The organism is Bacillota bacterium (genome assembly GCA_012837335.1).
Taxonomy (GTDB): domain Bacteria; phylum Bacillota; class Limnochordia; order Darwinibacteriales; family DTU012; genus DTU012.
The window spans coordinates 43,977-59,381 of record DURM01000089.1; the positions used below are offsets into that span (position 1 = coordinate 43,977).

Consider the following 15,405-nt stretch of genomic DNA (forward strand, 5'->3'; position numbering starts at 1 on the left):
AACAGATTGAATTCATGTTAGTTTTGTGTTACACTATATTTTGCTGCGGCCCCGTAGCTCAGGGGATAGAGCAGCGGTTTCCTAAACCGCGTGCCGCAGGTTCGATTCCTGCCGGGGCCGCCACTTATGAATAAATCAAATAAGGATTTACAGCTGACACTTTGTGAGAGAACAGGTGTCAGCTTTTTTCATTTTCTCGAGAAGGGCTAACTGATGAAGAGCAGTTTAGGCAGGAACCCCATGACCAAATGTGGAAAATGTAAACAAATTATTGTGAATTTGTAATTGGTACAACTGGAACTTTTTCGAGTAAGTGTTCGGGAATGACGTGGTAAAAACTGAAAAGGGAGGCAATCATGATGGTAAATCTTTTTGCCGGATTGCAGGGAAAGACACTGCCGGAAGGATTTCAGTGGCTCAATGAACCAGAAAATTGGTGTTTTACTGACCAGGGATTGGTAGTGCAGGCAGAGACCAAGACGGACTTTTTCCGGGATCCTGCCGGAACTAGTGTTAAAGACGATGGACATTTTCTGTACAGGCATCAAGCAGGTGATTTTACTTTCAGCACCCGAGTTCAGGTAGAGATGCTTGACGACTTTGATGCTGCGGTATTGATGGTGATGGTTGATGATGAGCATTGGGCTAAGCTGTGCTGCGAGTTCAGCTATAAACGACCGATGATCGTAAGTGTTGTGACTAAGGGTCTTTCAGATGACTGCAATTCAGTAACTCTGCCGGAAAGCGGTGTTTATCTGAGGGTAACTAGATTTGGCAGCTGTTTTGCATTTCACTATTCTCACGATGGCGAATGGTGGGAGATGGCGCGCTATTTTCGCTTGGAGAGCGATGGCCCTGTTAGAGTTGGATTGGTAGCCCAGTCACCGACCGGAAACGGGTGCCAGGTTGTTTTCGAAAACCTGCAGTTTTCGCCAACACCGATAAAAGATATTCGCTCCGGTCGGTAAATCTTTAGAGGGATTGGAGCTTATGTGAGGAATAAATTAGCAGGAAAGTAATAAATTATACTGGTGAAGGAGGATACCTATGAGTGAACGCAGAGTGACAATGGGCGGAAATCCGGTAACTGTAGTAGGCGGTGTTCTTAACGTTGGCGATCCTGCTCCCGATTTTCAGCTGGTTGACAATGATTTGGGCATCAAGACTCTGTCTGATTTCGGAAATAAGGTGAAGATGATCAGCGTTGTTCCATCCCTTGACACGGGTGTTTGTGATCAGCAGACCCGGCGATTTAATGCAGAAATTGCCAATCTCCCTGAAGCGGTTGTGATAACTGTCAGCAACGATCTGCCTTTTGCCCAAAAGCGCTGGTGCGGTAACGCCGGATTAGAAGACGCCATCACCCTTTCTGCTCATCGCGATGAAGCGTTTGGAAGAGACTATGGGGTGCTGATCACAGAACTGAGATTGCTCGCCCGCGCTGTGTTTGTCCTCAACCAAGATAACCAGGTTACCTATGTAGAATACCTTGATGAGATGAGAAACCACCCAGATTATGAAGCTGCATTAGAGGCTCTGCGCAGCCTAATTAAGCAGTAAGGATTAACTCGAAATGCGGCACTGTTTCCTGATGGAGGCAGTGCTTTTTTGTTGAAGAGAAATCAATAAGACACCCTCGAATTTTGTACCAATTTGTACTATAATCACTTTCCGTTTTATGGTAAAATATTCGTAACCAAATAAGTTCTTAATAGGAGGCAGCATACATGAGACTATCCCTGCGGTGGAAAATGCTGTTGCTGGTGTTTGCCGTAATTGTTATCCCGGTATTTATTTTGGGGTTAAATGATTACCAGACGTCTAAGGAGCTGCTGACAGAAAATGTGAGGATGAATGCTCGCAGCGCTCTTGAAAGTGGTGTAGATGTGGTCGATGTGTTTCTGAAGTCTGTTGAAGATGCGGTTGAAATGATGCAAAGTGACTTCAGTGTCCGGCATGTACTCAGCAGGCCTTCTGAATCAGAAAGAATTGAGCAGATTTTTGAGGCGTATGTTGAATCGCACGCTGATATTGAGAATGCTTTTTACGGTACTAGAGACAGCAGCTTCTATGTTTATCCTCTGCCGCCAGAAGGTTTGCCGCCGGGCTTTGATCCAACTGCTCGGTCTTGGTATGCTGAAGCGATTGCTTCCGGAGGACTCGTGTGGACGGATCCCTACGTGGATACAGGCAGCGGTAAGCTGGTAGTGACCGCTGCAGCGCCGGTCTATAGCCCGGGTGACAGCAGGGCTGTCGGTGTAGTGGGGATAGATGTAACCTTAGACAGTCTGTCTGCAATTCTCTCCAACCGTCGGGTAGGCCAGGAAGGATTTCTGGTTTTAGTGGATCAGCAGGGATTGATTTTGGCTCATCGTGAACCACAAAAGGTGGGGACCTTGGTGGAAGCTGATCTGGAAGCAGCCCAAAAAATGCTGAATGAGCCCTCGGGAGAATTTAACTATCGCGACCCGGATGAGAGATTCATGGCCTTTTCAACCATTGATCGGACCGGCTGGTCATTAGGAGCAGTTATTTCCTATAATGAAGCCAATGTCCACATCCAGGATCAACTGAGACGGACATTGATAATCGGGCTGGTGCTTCTGCTGTCCGGATTTGCTATCGGTTCTTTGTTTGCTAACCGAATTCTGATTAATCCCGTGCTGCGTTTGGCATCAGCAGCGGAAAACATAGGCCGCGGAGACTTTACTACCGAGGTTACGCTGGTGAGCAAAGATGAGCTTGGTGATCTTGCCAACACATTTAAAAAGCTGCAGCATGATTTAGGTGTGCTGATTGGCGAGGTAAAAGCTGCCAGCGGTACAACCGCTGATTTAAGTACGGTTGTGTCGCGATCCAGCCAGGAAATCAGCGCTTCAACCCAGCAAGTGGCGGCAACGACCAGCGAGTTTGCCGGATCTGTGCAAAAGTTGAGTGATCATGTCCAGAATATAGATCAGGACGGTGTTTCAGTGCGCTCCCTTGCTCAGGAAGGGCAGGAGTTGATTACTAAAGCGGTTGATCAGATGCAGACGATTGAAGACAGTTTCGACATTCTCCACCAAAGTGTTGGACAGCTCAGTGTTCAATCCACGGAAATTGGGAAGATTACCGATTTAATCCGCGATATTTCAGAGCAGACCAATCTGCTGGCTTTAAATGCTGCTATTGAAGCAGCAAGAGCAGGTGAGCAGGGAAGAGGCTTTGCTGTAGTAGCGGACGAAGTACGCAGTTTAGCAGAGCAGTCCGCTGTCGCTACTGGGCAAATCGCCGGACTGCTTCGTGAAGTGCACACTCAGATTTCTCGAGTAATCAATGGAGCTAATGACAGCATTATTGAGATTAAGACAGGATCAAGCAGTGTGAAAATAGCGGGAGAGGCTTTTGAAAAGATCGGTCGAGCGGTAGAGAATATCAGTATCCGGATAAAAGAGGTTGCTGCCTATGCATTAGAATTAAGCAGCGGTTCAGAGCAGATGGCAGCTGCTACCGAAGAACAAGCGGCCACACTGCAGGAGATTACTTCATCTGCCAATGATTTGGCGGAGCAGGCAGAAGTATTGAGGGAATTAACAGAGAAATTTAAGATATAGATCCAACCCCGCGGCAACTGCGGGGTTTTCTGATCCGACCAGAGATTTGTGCCAATTTACACAAAAAGAAGGAAACGATAGCGATTTTTACGAATACAGGGTTAAAGGTAAAAAACTCTCGGAATGGTGTGAAAGGAGTATCTTAATGAAGTGGTCGGATCTCACTATCGGGAAAAAAATAGGTTTGGGCTTTACTTTAGTGTTGGTACTTATGCTGGTTTTTGGTCTTTCTAATTTTTTCGGCCTCTTTTCTATCCGCGATCAGAATACTGTTGTGCTGGATACCAGCGATCTCATCTATGACTTTGCCCAGCGTGAAATAGACCATTTGTTTTGGGTATCGCGATTAAGAGATCTGATTGATGCCCGCAGTCCTGATTTTGATATTGAGTTAGACCCCACTAAGTGCAGGCTTGGACAGTGGCTGCTCAGTCCCGAGCGAGCAGAAATTGAAAAAGAGATTCCTGGACTCGCTCCTATTATTGCTGAGTTGGAAAATAATCACCGGTATCTGCACAGCAGCGCCCAGAAAATTCAGGGAGCCCTGCCCAATAACCACTTGCAGGCATCATCCATCTTTACAAGCGAAACTCAACCTCGTTTGACAGAGATTCGCGCTTCCCTTGAGTCCATTTCCGACGCGTTATTCGTTGTCCGCACTGATTCTTCCGAAAAAATTACGAATACGATTGCTGCCAGTATTCTCCGCAGTCATTTTGTTTTGGCTGCAGCTGTTTCCCTCGGAATAATTCTGGCGGTTGTAATTACCCGCAGTATTACTAAGCCTATTAAGCTGCTCACAAACGCCATGCTCCATGCCAGCAGCGGCGACTTAACTGTTGTGGTTGAGTATGAATCTGGCGATGAGGCGGGAATCATGGTCAAATCTTTTAATAAGATGGTTTCCGGGCTGAAAGAAATGATAGCTGCAGCTAAAAATGCTGCTTTGGAGACTTCGTCCGCGAGCCAAACTGCGTCCGCTTCAGTTGAAGAGCTCAGCGCTTCGATTGAACAGGTAGCAACTGTCGCTACCGAGTTTGCCAGCAGCGTTACCGCAATCAGTGAACATACCCAAAAGATCAATGAACAGGCGCAGGAAACCGGGAAGGTTGCTCAGCTGGGTTCTAATCGCATTGAATCGTGTATGGAATCGATGCAGATGATTGAAGAGGCAACTGAAACTACTACTGCTGCCATTAACAGTCTGAAAGAAGCTTCCAAAGAGATTATCAAAGTAGTTCAGGTAGTTACCGAAATAGCGGATCAGACTAATCTCTTGTCTCTAAATGCGGCAATTGAAGCTGCGCGAGCTGGGGAGTTTGGCCATGGCTTTGCAGTTGTTGCGGAAGAGGTGCGTAAACTAGCTGAGCAGACCAAGACCAGCCTGCAGGAAGTCAATAACCTGGCAGCTACTCTAGAAAGCCAAATGAATACCGCGGTTGAATCAATCAGCTCCAGCCGAGCCAAGGTTAATCAGGGAGCAATGGTAGTGAAAGAAACTACCGGATCGCTGCGGAATATTGTGGAGAGGATCAACGACATTATTGAACAGCTGCAGATTATCAGCGACAGATCTCAGGATCAGGCAGCTTCCAGTCAAGAAATCGCGGCGATGACCGAAGAACAATCAGCAGCAACCCATGGTATTGCCCAGTTTGCAGTGAATTTGTCACGGGTTGCTCAGAATTTAGAAGACATTATTAAAAAATTGTCCGTGTGATTGGACTAAAGGATGCGGTTATGGTGAATAGATTACAGGTAATTCGCAAACCTGCCGGCGTTCAACTTTACACAAAAGGTCAGTCGGCAGACGCTATGTTCTTTATCCTGCGCGGCAGTGTTGAACTAACTGATGAGCGAACCGAAATCGCTGGCAATGGAGCATTAATTGGTGCGCTGGAGTTTTTGAACAAAATGCCTCGAAAAACAACAGCCCGCTGCGTTACTGAAACCGATTTATTTGTCATTACTGAGGATAACATCATCAGCTTATTTCAGCAGCGGCCGCGAATTGGCTACACAATCTTGAAAGCAGTGGCTGCAGAAGCGGTGAATAAGGAGCTGAATGAAAACAAAGACACCTTACAGGCAGAAACCTCGAAGCCGCTTGCAAAAACATTAGCCCAAGTTCTGCCCGACGGACACCCCCACTTTGAAACGACAGCGCCGGCTGAATTTGATGAATATATTTTCTATTCATCAGCGGAGTGTCCGGTCTGCCAGACAGAGTTTTCTGCGGTAAAACTGCGGGAATCGCGATTAATAACTAAACAGGTCGCTTCTGATTTTCGCATAATTTACGAGAACATGGAACCCCTTTGGTACTATATCTGGGTTTGTCCGGGCTGTGGATTTGCTTATCCACGCAAGCAGTTTAGAAAAATTACCCCGCGGCAGGCTGCGAAATTGAAAAAAGCTCTGGTGGAAGGCAGCCTCCAATTTGAGTACAGCTCTCGACGTACCTTAAGTGAAGTGTTCGCAGCCTATTATTTGAGCCTATACACATTTGATCTTATGGAAGCGGCACCGCAGCTGTATGGAAATTTGTGGATGCGGCTTGTTTGGCTTTATGAAGACTGCGGAGAGCCGGAGTGGGCGTTAGAGGCGGCAGCTAAGGCGTTGAATTATTTTGAGGAGGCGCTGCTGTCGGGACGGCGCAGTGATGCGGGGGATCAGCAGCTGTATATCATCATGGCAGAATTAAATCTACGCTTAGGTAAGAAGGAAGAAGCGCTCCGGTGTTTGATGGAAGCGGTAAATCTGAGGCAGGGAAATGATGGATACCGGCGATTAGCGGCAGACCGGATTCAGGATCTGCGCTCGCAGTGATGCTTTTGGTGTACATACCCTATATCACCACAGTAATCCAGTATCTCATGGTTAAAACCGGGTTAGGCTATACTTGGGAGTGATGCAGTGATGCCGCGACGCAGAGGTGTTATGTCGGACCGGCTCAAGTATGAATTGGCTCAGGAACTCGGTTTCTACGACAAAGTCAAGAACGGAGACTGGGGTAACATCACGACCAGGGAAGCGGGCAGTTTGGTAAAGGCAGCCATCATTCGCGCAGAGAAGATGCTGGCTGATCACTACCAACAGCCGCAGCAGTAGGACGGGTCAGCGCACCCGTCCTTTCATATATCTGGCAAGAATCAAGAGAATTTTTCGGTCTGGATAGCCTTTGATTCGCCATTTCTGCACTTTTTCATACACCCTGCGGTAGTGGAGAATGGTGCAGTTTTCGCAGGCCCAGACTTTTCTGGGCACATTGTTTTGGTCACGATAGTGAAGCCAGTATCCTCCCAGCTCGGTAAGTTCCAGGTTGGAGCACTCTTCGTAGAATTCGCAGTAGCACATGCGGCAGTCATACTCACTCTCCGGGATGTTTTGATGGCAGGGGTAGTAATAGCAGGCTCTGCGCAGGTTGAGGTTATCGGGATTAATTTTGATCTTTTTCATCATTCATACCTTCTCAACAGAGATGTCCATTAAGTGATTCGTGACTCCTGTTTGTCTCCCTGCACCTTTCTTCTATTGACGCATTTTCTGATAAGTGATATCTTTTAGTTAGTTGTTTGAAACTGGGGAGGGAATACTGTGATTAAGCTGGAGCATGTCAATAAAACATATGGCGGTGGTGTCAAAGCGGTTGATAATCTTTCTTTAACTGTACCTCCGGGAGAGATTTTTGGGTTTTTGGGTCCGAATGGTGCGGGCAAAACCACTGCAATCAAGTTAATTACCGGGATCTTAGCTCCTGACAGCGGTAGAATTGAAGTCAACGGCATAGACATTTCGGAGAATCCGCTCGAGGCTAAGAAACAGATCGGATTCGTTCCGGATACTCCCAACATGTTTTTGCGGTTACGAGGAATTGAATACTTAAACTTTATGGGTGATATTTATGAAGTGCCCCTTGATGTGCGCAGGACCAGAATTGCTGAATTAAGCGATCGGTTTGACATGACAGAGGTATTAAACGATCGCATCCAAAGCTATTCCCATGGAATGCGGCAGAAAATTATCATTATCGGCGTACTGCTTCATGATCCAGCTGTTTGGATTTTAGATGAGCCCATGACAGGTCTTGACCCCCGCTCATCGTTTCTGTTAAAAGAAATGATGAGGGAGCATGTCAACAAGAATAAAACACTATTTTTCTCCACCCATGTGCTGGATGTGGCAGAAAAACTCTGCGATCGAATTGCGATTATTAATCGCGGTAAAATCCTGTTCACAGGCGATATGACTGAGATGCGTGAGCATTTCCGGAAAAATGATTCCCTTGAGAAATTCTTCTTGGAGTTGACCGATAATGAGGAATAAGACGTTTGTGTTAACAAAAGTTTTATTAAAAAACGGCGGCGGTATCGATTTTGGTTTTAAGAGGGGCAGCAAATGGTCCTGGGTTTTAATGGCAGCGTTCTTCCTCGTTTTTATCCCGATTGCTCTCTTTGCTTTTTTAGAATTGATCGGTTTACTTTACCAAGGGTTAGCTGTAATTGGTCAGGAAAGCGTAATTATTAGTTGGGGCTTGGCGATAAGTTCCCTGATCATTTTCATCTTCGGGATCTTTCATATTCTCAGCACTTTTTACTTTGCAAATGATGTTGAAAACTTTCTGCCTCTGCCGGTAAAGCCGCGGGAGATTGTGGGCGCCAAGTTTTTCACAGTAGTACTGTATGAATATTTGTTAGTCGGATTTGTATTTCTGCCGATTCTTGTTTACTATGGTATTCAGCAAAAAGCTGGTATACTTTTCTATCTGTACGGCTTAATCATTACAGTATTTCTGCCAATTGTGCCCTTGGTGCTGGCGGCATTCTTGGTGATGCTGGTGATGCGGGTTACTAATCTGGGACGCTACCGGGAAATGCTCAAGATTGGGGGAGGTCTGCTGAGTTTTGCTCTTGGTGTGAGCATTAACTTTTTTCTGCAGCGATTTGATACAATTACACCAGAAATGCTGCAGCAGATGATTCTTGATGACAGAAATGCTCTCTCGATGCTTCAGACCAGGCTGTTTCCCAGTGTGCAGTGGGCGTTGAAATCGCTGATCAATTTCGAAATTGCCAGCGGTTTGACTAATCTGCTGATATTTGCCGCTCTGTCAGCGGCCGCGTTTTTAGTGCTGCTGTTTTTCGCGGAGCTGATCTATTTTAAAGGTGTAATTGGGATCTCTGAATCGGGCTCACGGCGCCACCGCATCAAAGCTGACCAGGTTGGCGGGCTCGTTAAACAGCGGACACCGATCCTATCTTATCTTTTATTGGAGATGAAGATTTTAATCCGCACGCCGATCTATTTTCTCAACTGTGTGGTAATAAATTTTGTCTGGCCGCTATTTTTAATTATGGGACTGTTCTTTTCTTCCAATGAAGCCGAAGTTGGTTTTGTTGAGAGACTTGGAACGCTTTCCGGCATTCTTCAGGAACCAGAAATAGCGGGCATAGTCTTTGGTGTTGTATTGGGAATAGCGGCCATTCTCGGCGGGAGCAATGGTATTACAGCTACCGCTATTTCTCGGGAAGGGCAGCAGTTATATGTTAAGCATATCCCGATGCGTTATCAAGAACAGTTGATCGCTAAGCTTTTATCGGGGGTAGTGTTCAGCTACGCCGGATTTCTTCTCATGGTTATACCAGCAGCGGTGCTGATCAAAGCTCCGGTTTATTTTACGATTTTGGTTCTAGCCGCCAGTTTTGCTGCCATGCTTTTAACCGGTATGATGGGGCTGATGATAGATCTGCTCAATCCTAAGCTGGATTGGGACACTGAGCAGATGGCAGTTAAGCAGAATATGAATTTACTGTATAATATGCTGGCTAGTATGGTGATAGGATTTGGCCTGATTGCTTTAACCTTTATGCTGAGATTAGAAATAGCGGCCGCTGCAGTACTATTTTCAGGAATTGTAATCCTAGGTTGTGCTGGAATGTACTATTTGATGAAAACCTACGGAACGGTTAGATTTCGCGAGCTTGAAGGATGAATTTGATGCTGTCTATTCCAATAATCTATGAGGACAACCATTTATTGGTGGTGGAGAAACCGGTTAATGTGCTGTCTCAGGCAGATCGCACTGGTGATCCCGATATGCTGACTTTGTTGAAGCAGGATCTAAAGGAGCGCTACAATAAACCGGGGAATGTGTATCTTGGCTTAGTGCACCGCCTTGACCGCCCGGTGGGAGGTGTGATGGTTTTTGCCAAGACTTCGAAGGCAGCCGGACGCCTTTCCAAGCAGTTTGTTGATGGAAGTTTTGAGAAGATCTACCTGGCCGTTGTTCACGGCAGACCTAAAAAATCTGCTGGACAGCTTGTCCATTATTTAAAGAAAGATAGAGAACTTAATAAGGTTGCGGCGAGTGCTGGAGAGGTTTCCGGCAGCAGAAAAGCTGTTTTGAATTACCAGGTGCTGGAAAGCCAAAAGGGATGCAGTCTTGTGCGGATAGAGCTGATAACCGGACGCCCGCATCAGATTCGTGCGCAGTTTGCAGCCGAGGGTACTCCGTTGATTGGAGACCAGAAGTACGGCATTCCGACTAAAGATCATGTTCAAATCGCTTTGTGGTCTTGTCAGGTGGGGTTCAGCCATCCAACATTAAAAGAATGGATGACCTTTAAGCTTCTGCCTCCGACCAGGCTGTATCCGTGGAATCAATTTAATTGGGATTACTAAATGGTGGTGTGACTATGAAAGTTTATCAGAAACCGGTAATTGTAGTAAGCAGATGCTTGAGTTTTGACGCCTGCCGCTATGATGGAGCTCGGATCGAGGCAGATTTTATCCAGGAACTAGAACCTTTTGTAGAATTTATTCCTGTCTGTCCGGAAGTGGGAATAGGGCTCTCTGTTCCCAGGGACCCGATCTGCATCTATAAGACCGATCAGGGTTTACGATTAATCCAGCCCTCCACAGATCGGGATTTGACAGATGAGATGATTGGTTTTGCCGAAGGCTTTCTGGAAGATTTGGAGCATGTGGATGGATTTATCCTCAAAAGCCGCTCTCCTTCCTGCGGAATAGAGGACTGTAAGCTCTTTGCTGTCGACTCGCCCGAAGAGCCCATTGGAAGTATCAGCGGTTTTTTCGCAGCTGAGGTATTAAAGAAATACCCTAGATGCAGAGTAATCTCGGAAAAGGACATGCTTGATCCGGAGCTGAGGCAGGCTTTTCTTCAGGAAATTCTTACTGCAGTGCGGGAGCGGGCTGTAAAGCCTGTGGAATAGATTGGATTAGAGAAAATCGAATCTTTTTCTGGCTTTATGTAAAGGATGGGATAGAGGACGCCCGTCTTTTTTTTTGTTTGCCAATTTTCTCTAATAAATTTTACCAATTTGGGTAATGCTCTATCTGAAGATGGTTTTAGGTGGTGGTGTGAGTGAGAATACTGGTCTTGTCTTGGGAATACCCGCCTAAGATTGTAGGCGGGCTGGCCCGCGCAGTTGCTGATTTATCCGAGGCAATGGCTGCTCGGGGCCATGATGTCTGCGTGATTTCCGGCGATTATCCTCAGGGAAGCAGCTCTGAGTTTCGGGAAGGGGTAAGGGTAGAGCGAGTGAACACAGAGCACCCACAGCCGCTGAATTTTCTTGATTCAGTTTTTTATTTTAATTACCAAGTGATCGAACGTGCTCTTAAACTGTGGTCTAGTGGTTGGCACTGGGATGTGGTGCATGCCCATGACTGGTTGGTTGGGCACGCCGCCAAAGTGCTAAAACATGGGTTTGGCTGTCCAATGATCGCCACAATCCATGCGACAGAGTGGGGGCGCAATAATGGACTGCACAATGATCTGCAGCGGCATATCAGCGATGTGGAGTGGTGGCTGACCTACGAAGCCTATGCCGTCATCTGCTGCAGCTTTTATATGTGCGGAGAGCTTCAGCGCATATTCCAAGTGCCCCAGGATAAAATAATGGTTATACCCAATGGCGTCAAGGCGGACAAATTCACCAGCACTGTGAAAGATTTGACAGCTTTTAGAAGTAAATATGCCAGTCCAGAAGAGAGAATTGTTTTTTTTATAGGGCGGCTGGTCTACGAGAAAGGGGTACAGGTGCTGTTGGACGCTGTGCCTAAGGTGCTGGCGCGGATACCTGATGCCAAGTTTATTGTTGCTGGTGCAGGACCAAATGAAAAAGAACTCCGGCACAGGGCGGCAGCGATGGGTGCAGCTGACAGAGTTATTTTTGTCGGATTTGTAGATGATCAGATTAGAAACAGCTTTTACCGCATAGCGAATGCAGCGGTTTTTCCCAGTTTATATGAGCCTTTCGGAATTGTGGCTTTGGAAGCTATGGCAGCTGGTACACCGGTGGTGGTAAGCGATATTGGAGGTTTTGCCGAAATCGTACAGCACGGAAAAAATGGTTTAACCACCTACGTGGGCAACAGCCAGTCTTTGGCAGATAATATTGTGGCTATCCTGGACGCTCCTGCCTTAGCCAAGAAGCTGCGGGATCAGGCCTATGAAGATGTTACCACCAAGTATCAGTGGAGTAGAATTGCTGAGCAGACAGAGGAGGTGTTTAACCAAGTCATCAGCCGCAGCGCGTTGGAGGATGGGCGGGATTTCAACTCCAGGATGGCTAACTTGCCTCGCTATGATCGCTATCAGCAGACAGGCGATTATCTGGACCTTATCATAGCTAAGTCAGCGCAGAGAAGACTGAGGAGGGACAAAGAATGAAAGCGGTTATTATGGCCGGGGGCGAGGGTACACGGCTGCGCCCGCTGACATGCACCATGCCCAAGCCGATGGTTCCTGTCGTCAATAAACCGATGATGGAACATATTCTTGATCTGCTGAAGAAGCACGATTTTCATGAGATCGCCAGCACCTTATGGTACATGCCGGAGGTAATTCAAGATTATTTTGGGGATGGCAGCAATTATAATGTTTCTATCGAATATTTCATTGAACCCAAACAATTGGGGACAGCCGGGAGTGTTAAGAATGCGGAGAGCTTCCTTGATGAAACCTTCATTGTTGTCAGCGGTGACTGCCTGACAGATATCAATCTCCAATTCGCTGTTGATTTTCACCGTCGAAAAGGCGCCTTAGTAACCATAGTATTGACTGAGGTACCCAATCCTCTCAGCTACGGGGTAGTTATTACTGATGAGAAGGGCAGGATCGTTCGGTTTGTAGAAAAACCCTCCTGGAGTGAGGTTTTCAGCGACACAGTTAATACCGGAATCTATATTATAGAACCGGAAGCGCTTACCCAAATTCCTAAGAATGAAAAATTTGATTTCAGCCAGGACTTATTTCCTAAATTGCTTGAGCAAGGGGCTCCGCTGTATGGCTATACAGCGGATGGCTACTGGTCCGATGTGGGCGGCTTAGAAGCCTACCGCCAAGCTCAGTATGACTGCTTGTCAGGTCAGGTTAAGATTGAACTGCCGGAAGCGCAAAGCAGCAGTATTTGGATCGATATTGATGCTGATATTGCCGATGATGTCCAGATTACCGGACCTGTTTACATCGGAAAGGATGCAAAAATAACGTCGGGCTGTTGCATCGGCCCGTACACTGTGATCAGCAGCTGCTGTCAGCTTGATCCCGGTGCGGATATTAAACGAAGTGTGCTGTGGCCGCATGTAAAGGTGGGCGCAGACTCCCAGCTGCGAGGTGCAGTTTTAGCAAGTAATGCATGTGTTGGAGCAAAGACGCAAGTCTACGAAGGGTCGATAGTGGGAGAGAAATCGATCATAGGCTCAAGAACGATAATTGAACCAAATGTTAAAATCTGGCCCCACAAACAAATTGCCGCTGGTTCTCGTCTGAGCGACAGTGTGGTTTGGGGCAGTCACAGCGAATCAACTCTATTTACCAAAGATGGCATCAAAGGGGATATCCGCACATCCTTGACTCCAGAGAAGATTGTGCGGTTCGGATTGGCTTATGGAGCCTTTGTCGGTAGAGGTGGAGCAGTACTTGTCAGCAGCGATGGCAGTGAGCTTGGACGGGTTGCAAAACGAGCCCTTATTTCCGGCTTGCTGGCTGCCGGAATTAATGTCTATGATACCGGCAGCGTTCACGGTATTCTTGCGCGCTTCGGTGTCAGCTATATCAAAGTGGATGGCGGTCTCCACTGCCGGACATTGGTCGAACAGGAAAACTCAGTAAACATTATCTGCTGGGACCAGCATGGATACTGGCTGTCTAAGGATGAGCAGCGCAGAATTGAGAATCTTTTCTTGCGTGAGGATTTCCCACGCGTCGGCGCTGCCGAAATTGGAGCTTTGGCGTATGTCCCCAAATTGGCCGAGCAGTATATTGCGAGTGCAGCAAAACTATACGCCCCTTATCTACAGGGTTTTCGATTAAAGATCTCTGGGGATGAGCAGGAACTGGCAGATCTGGCTGGGCAGTTTTTAACCAGGGCAGGATGCAGCATAGTTCGCGATGACCCAGAGCTTATAATTCGGATAGCAGATCAGCAGTGGGAAATAGCTGATCCCAGCGGCAGCGCATTAACAGATGATCAGTGGTGGGAGCTGTTTATCTATAACCAAAAGCTTAAAAGTCAAGACCGGGTTGCTGTGCCAGTTCATGTTTCCAACCATGTGGCGAAAACAGCCAAACAGCAGAATATGGAAGTTGTCTGGACTAAAACTGACCCGAGAGTGTGGATGGAAATTGCTTCAGAGCTTGGCAATGTTCGGGTAGACCCTGAAAGCGAAATAGAGTATTTTCCTTTTATTGATCCGCTAGTCAGCATCGGTGAAGCTTTAAGTTACTTAAGACAAACTGGTACAACCCTTGATGAGATTCGTTTTGAAAGTACCCAAAACCGTGCTTATAAAACGGTCTACTGCCCATGGGAGAGTAAAGGCAGAGTTATGCGGAGCATGATTTCGGCGGCCGATCTTGAAACGGCTGAGTTTTTGGATGGTATTCGATATTACCTTGACAGCGGCTGGGCGCTGGTGGTACCAGACGGTGATGAACCCCTATTTCATGTTTTTTGTGAAGCTCAAACCAGCGAAGAGGCGGACGCCCTAGCCCAGGTCTATGCTGACCAGATTGAAAACTTTCTTTTAGGAGGGGAAGCATAATTGAGCATATTACAACCATCCGGATTTACGCCTCCTATACCTGATGCATATGGAACACCTTATTTGGTGTGCTTGGTTAAGAATGTACATTGGGTCTACGTCTTCTGGGAACTTACTGATGACCTTCTGAACAAGGCTCGACAGGATTTAGGGGAGGATCCTTCTGCGCGCATAGTCCTCAGAGTTTGGATGGGAGAAGCATTTGAACGGCAGGTTGTCTGCGATCTGCCTCTTGAAGCGAATCTGGGAGCGCAGTATGTCCATCTGCCGCAACCGGGCAGTGCTTATCAGATGGAAATCCTGCTGGTGGGCTCTCAGGGATCGGTTTCGCTTCTAGCTTCCAATTTTGTAGTTACACCCTTTGGCGGAGTATGCGCTGTCGAGGATGAAAACTGGGCAAGCATTGAGGACTTGTACACCCAGTACGCATTTAAAGCGGCGGGAGAGCAGTTAAGCTCGCCCCAGCTTTGGCATATTTCCAGTCAGATGTACAAGCCGCCTCAACCCGCTGACGAACTAGAGTTAATCGTTGATACAGAACTGGTTATTTATGGAAAAACAGCGCCCGATGCGGTGGTCTTTATTCAGGGTGAGGCTGTGCCTACCAATCCTGACGGATCGTTTACCGTAAGATACGCGTTGCCTGAAGGCTGCACAATCTTTCCTATCAAGGCAGTCAGCAGAGATGGTAAGCAAAAACAAACAATCGTGCCGCTGATAACGAAGGAAACATATTAAAAGG

The 15,405-nt window shown here is 47.0% G+C and carries 14 protein-coding genes and 1 tRNA gene; 14 read left to right on the forward strand and 1 reads right to left on the reverse strand.

From position 1 onward, the window contains the following. Positions 1-47 precede the first annotated feature (47 nt). The 7 genes from GX019_11315 to GX019_11345 all read left to right on the forward strand — a co-directional run bounded on the left by GX019_11315 (position 48) and on the right by GX019_11345 (position 6,704). Positions 48-123: transfer RNA gene (locus tag GX019_11315), tRNA-Arg, on the forward strand. A gap of 236 nt (positions 124-359) precedes the next feature. After that, positions 360-968, forward strand: a complete 609-nt coding sequence (locus GX019_11320; protein HHT37746.1) for a DUF1349 domain-containing protein — start codon at positions 360-362, stop codon at positions 966-968. A 100-nt stretch (positions 969-1,068) separates the two neighbouring features. Further along, positions 1,069-1,560 (forward strand): thiol peroxidase, encoded by a 492-nt coding sequence (gene tpx, locus GX019_11325; protein ID HHT37747.1) that lies wholly within the window; start codon positions 1,069-1,071, stop codon positions 1,558-1,560. A 167-nt stretch (positions 1,561-1,727) separates the two neighbouring features. After that, positions 1,728-3,593, forward strand: coding sequence for a methyl-accepting chemotaxis protein (locus tag GX019_11330; GenBank protein HHT37748.1), 1,866 nt, complete (start codon positions 1,728-1,730; stop codon positions 3,591-3,593). A gap of 145 nt (positions 3,594-3,738) precedes the next feature. Then, positions 3,739-5,313 (forward strand): HAMP domain-containing protein, encoded by a 1,575-nt coding sequence (locus GX019_11335; protein ID HHT37749.1) that lies wholly within the window; start codon positions 3,739-3,741, stop codon positions 5,311-5,313. 23 nt (positions 5,314-5,336) lie between these two features. After that, positions 5,337-6,422: a DUF2225 domain-containing protein gene (locus GX019_11340; protein HHT37750.1), complete on the forward strand. Its 1,086-nt coding sequence runs from the start codon at positions 5,337-5,339 to the stop codon at positions 6,420-6,422. Between the two features lie 90 nt (positions 6,423-6,512). Beyond that, the gene (locus tag GX019_11345) at positions 6,513-6,704 is read left to right on the forward strand and encodes a small, acid-soluble spore protein, alpha/beta type (protein HHT37751.1); all 192 of its coding nucleotides are present in this window, start codon (positions 6,513-6,515) and stop codon (positions 6,702-6,704) included. 6 nt (positions 6,705-6,710) lie between these two features. Here GX019_11345 and GX019_11350 read toward each other — a convergent pair whose 3' ends face one another. Continuing rightward, positions 6,711-7,052 (reverse strand): hypothetical protein, encoded by a 342-nt coding sequence (locus GX019_11350; GenBank protein HHT37752.1) that lies wholly within the window; start codon positions 7,050-7,052, stop codon positions 6,711-6,713. A gap of 138 nt (positions 7,053-7,190) precedes the next feature. On the opposite strand from GX019_11350, the gene GX019_11355 reads away from it, so the two are divergent. The 7 genes from GX019_11355 to GX019_11385 all read left to right on the forward strand — a co-directional run bounded on the left by GX019_11355 (position 7,191) and on the right by GX019_11385 (position 15,401). Then, positions 7,191-7,919 (forward strand): ABC transporter ATP-binding protein, encoded by a 729-nt coding sequence (locus GX019_11355; GenBank protein HHT37753.1) that lies wholly within the window; start codon positions 7,191-7,193, stop codon positions 7,917-7,919. Then, entirely contained in the window at positions 7,909-9,585 is a 1,677-nt protein-coding gene (locus GX019_11360; protein HHT37754.1) for a hypothetical protein, read from the forward strand. Before GX019_11355 ends, GX019_11360 begins: the two co-directional genes overlap by 11 nt. A gap of 5 nt (positions 9,586-9,590) precedes the next feature. Next, entirely contained in the window at positions 9,591-10,274 is a 684-nt protein-coding gene (locus tag GX019_11365) for an RNA pseudouridine synthase (GenBank protein ID HHT37755.1), read from the forward strand. Positions 10,275-10,288: 14 nt separating this feature from the next. After that, entirely contained in the window at positions 10,289-10,825 is a 537-nt protein-coding gene (locus tag GX019_11370) for a DUF523 domain-containing protein (GenBank protein ID HHT37756.1), read from the forward strand. Between the two features lie 152 nt (positions 10,826-10,977). After that, on the forward strand, positions 10,978-12,288 hold the full coding sequence (locus GX019_11375) for a glycosyltransferase family 4 protein (protein HHT37757.1): 1,311 nt from the start codon (positions 10,978-10,980) through the stop codon (positions 12,286-12,288). Continuing rightward, complete coding sequence (locus GX019_11380; GenBank protein HHT37758.1) at positions 12,285-14,663, forward strand: NTP transferase domain-containing protein; 2,379 nt, start codon at positions 12,285-12,287, stop codon at positions 14,661-14,663. Before GX019_11375 ends, GX019_11380 begins: the two co-directional genes overlap by 4 nt. Beyond that, a complete protein-coding gene (locus GX019_11385; protein ID HHT37759.1) occupies positions 14,664-15,401 on the forward strand; it encodes a DUF4912 domain-containing protein in 738 nt (245 codons plus the stop codon). The last annotated feature ends 4 nt before the right edge of the window (positions 15,402-15,405 follow it).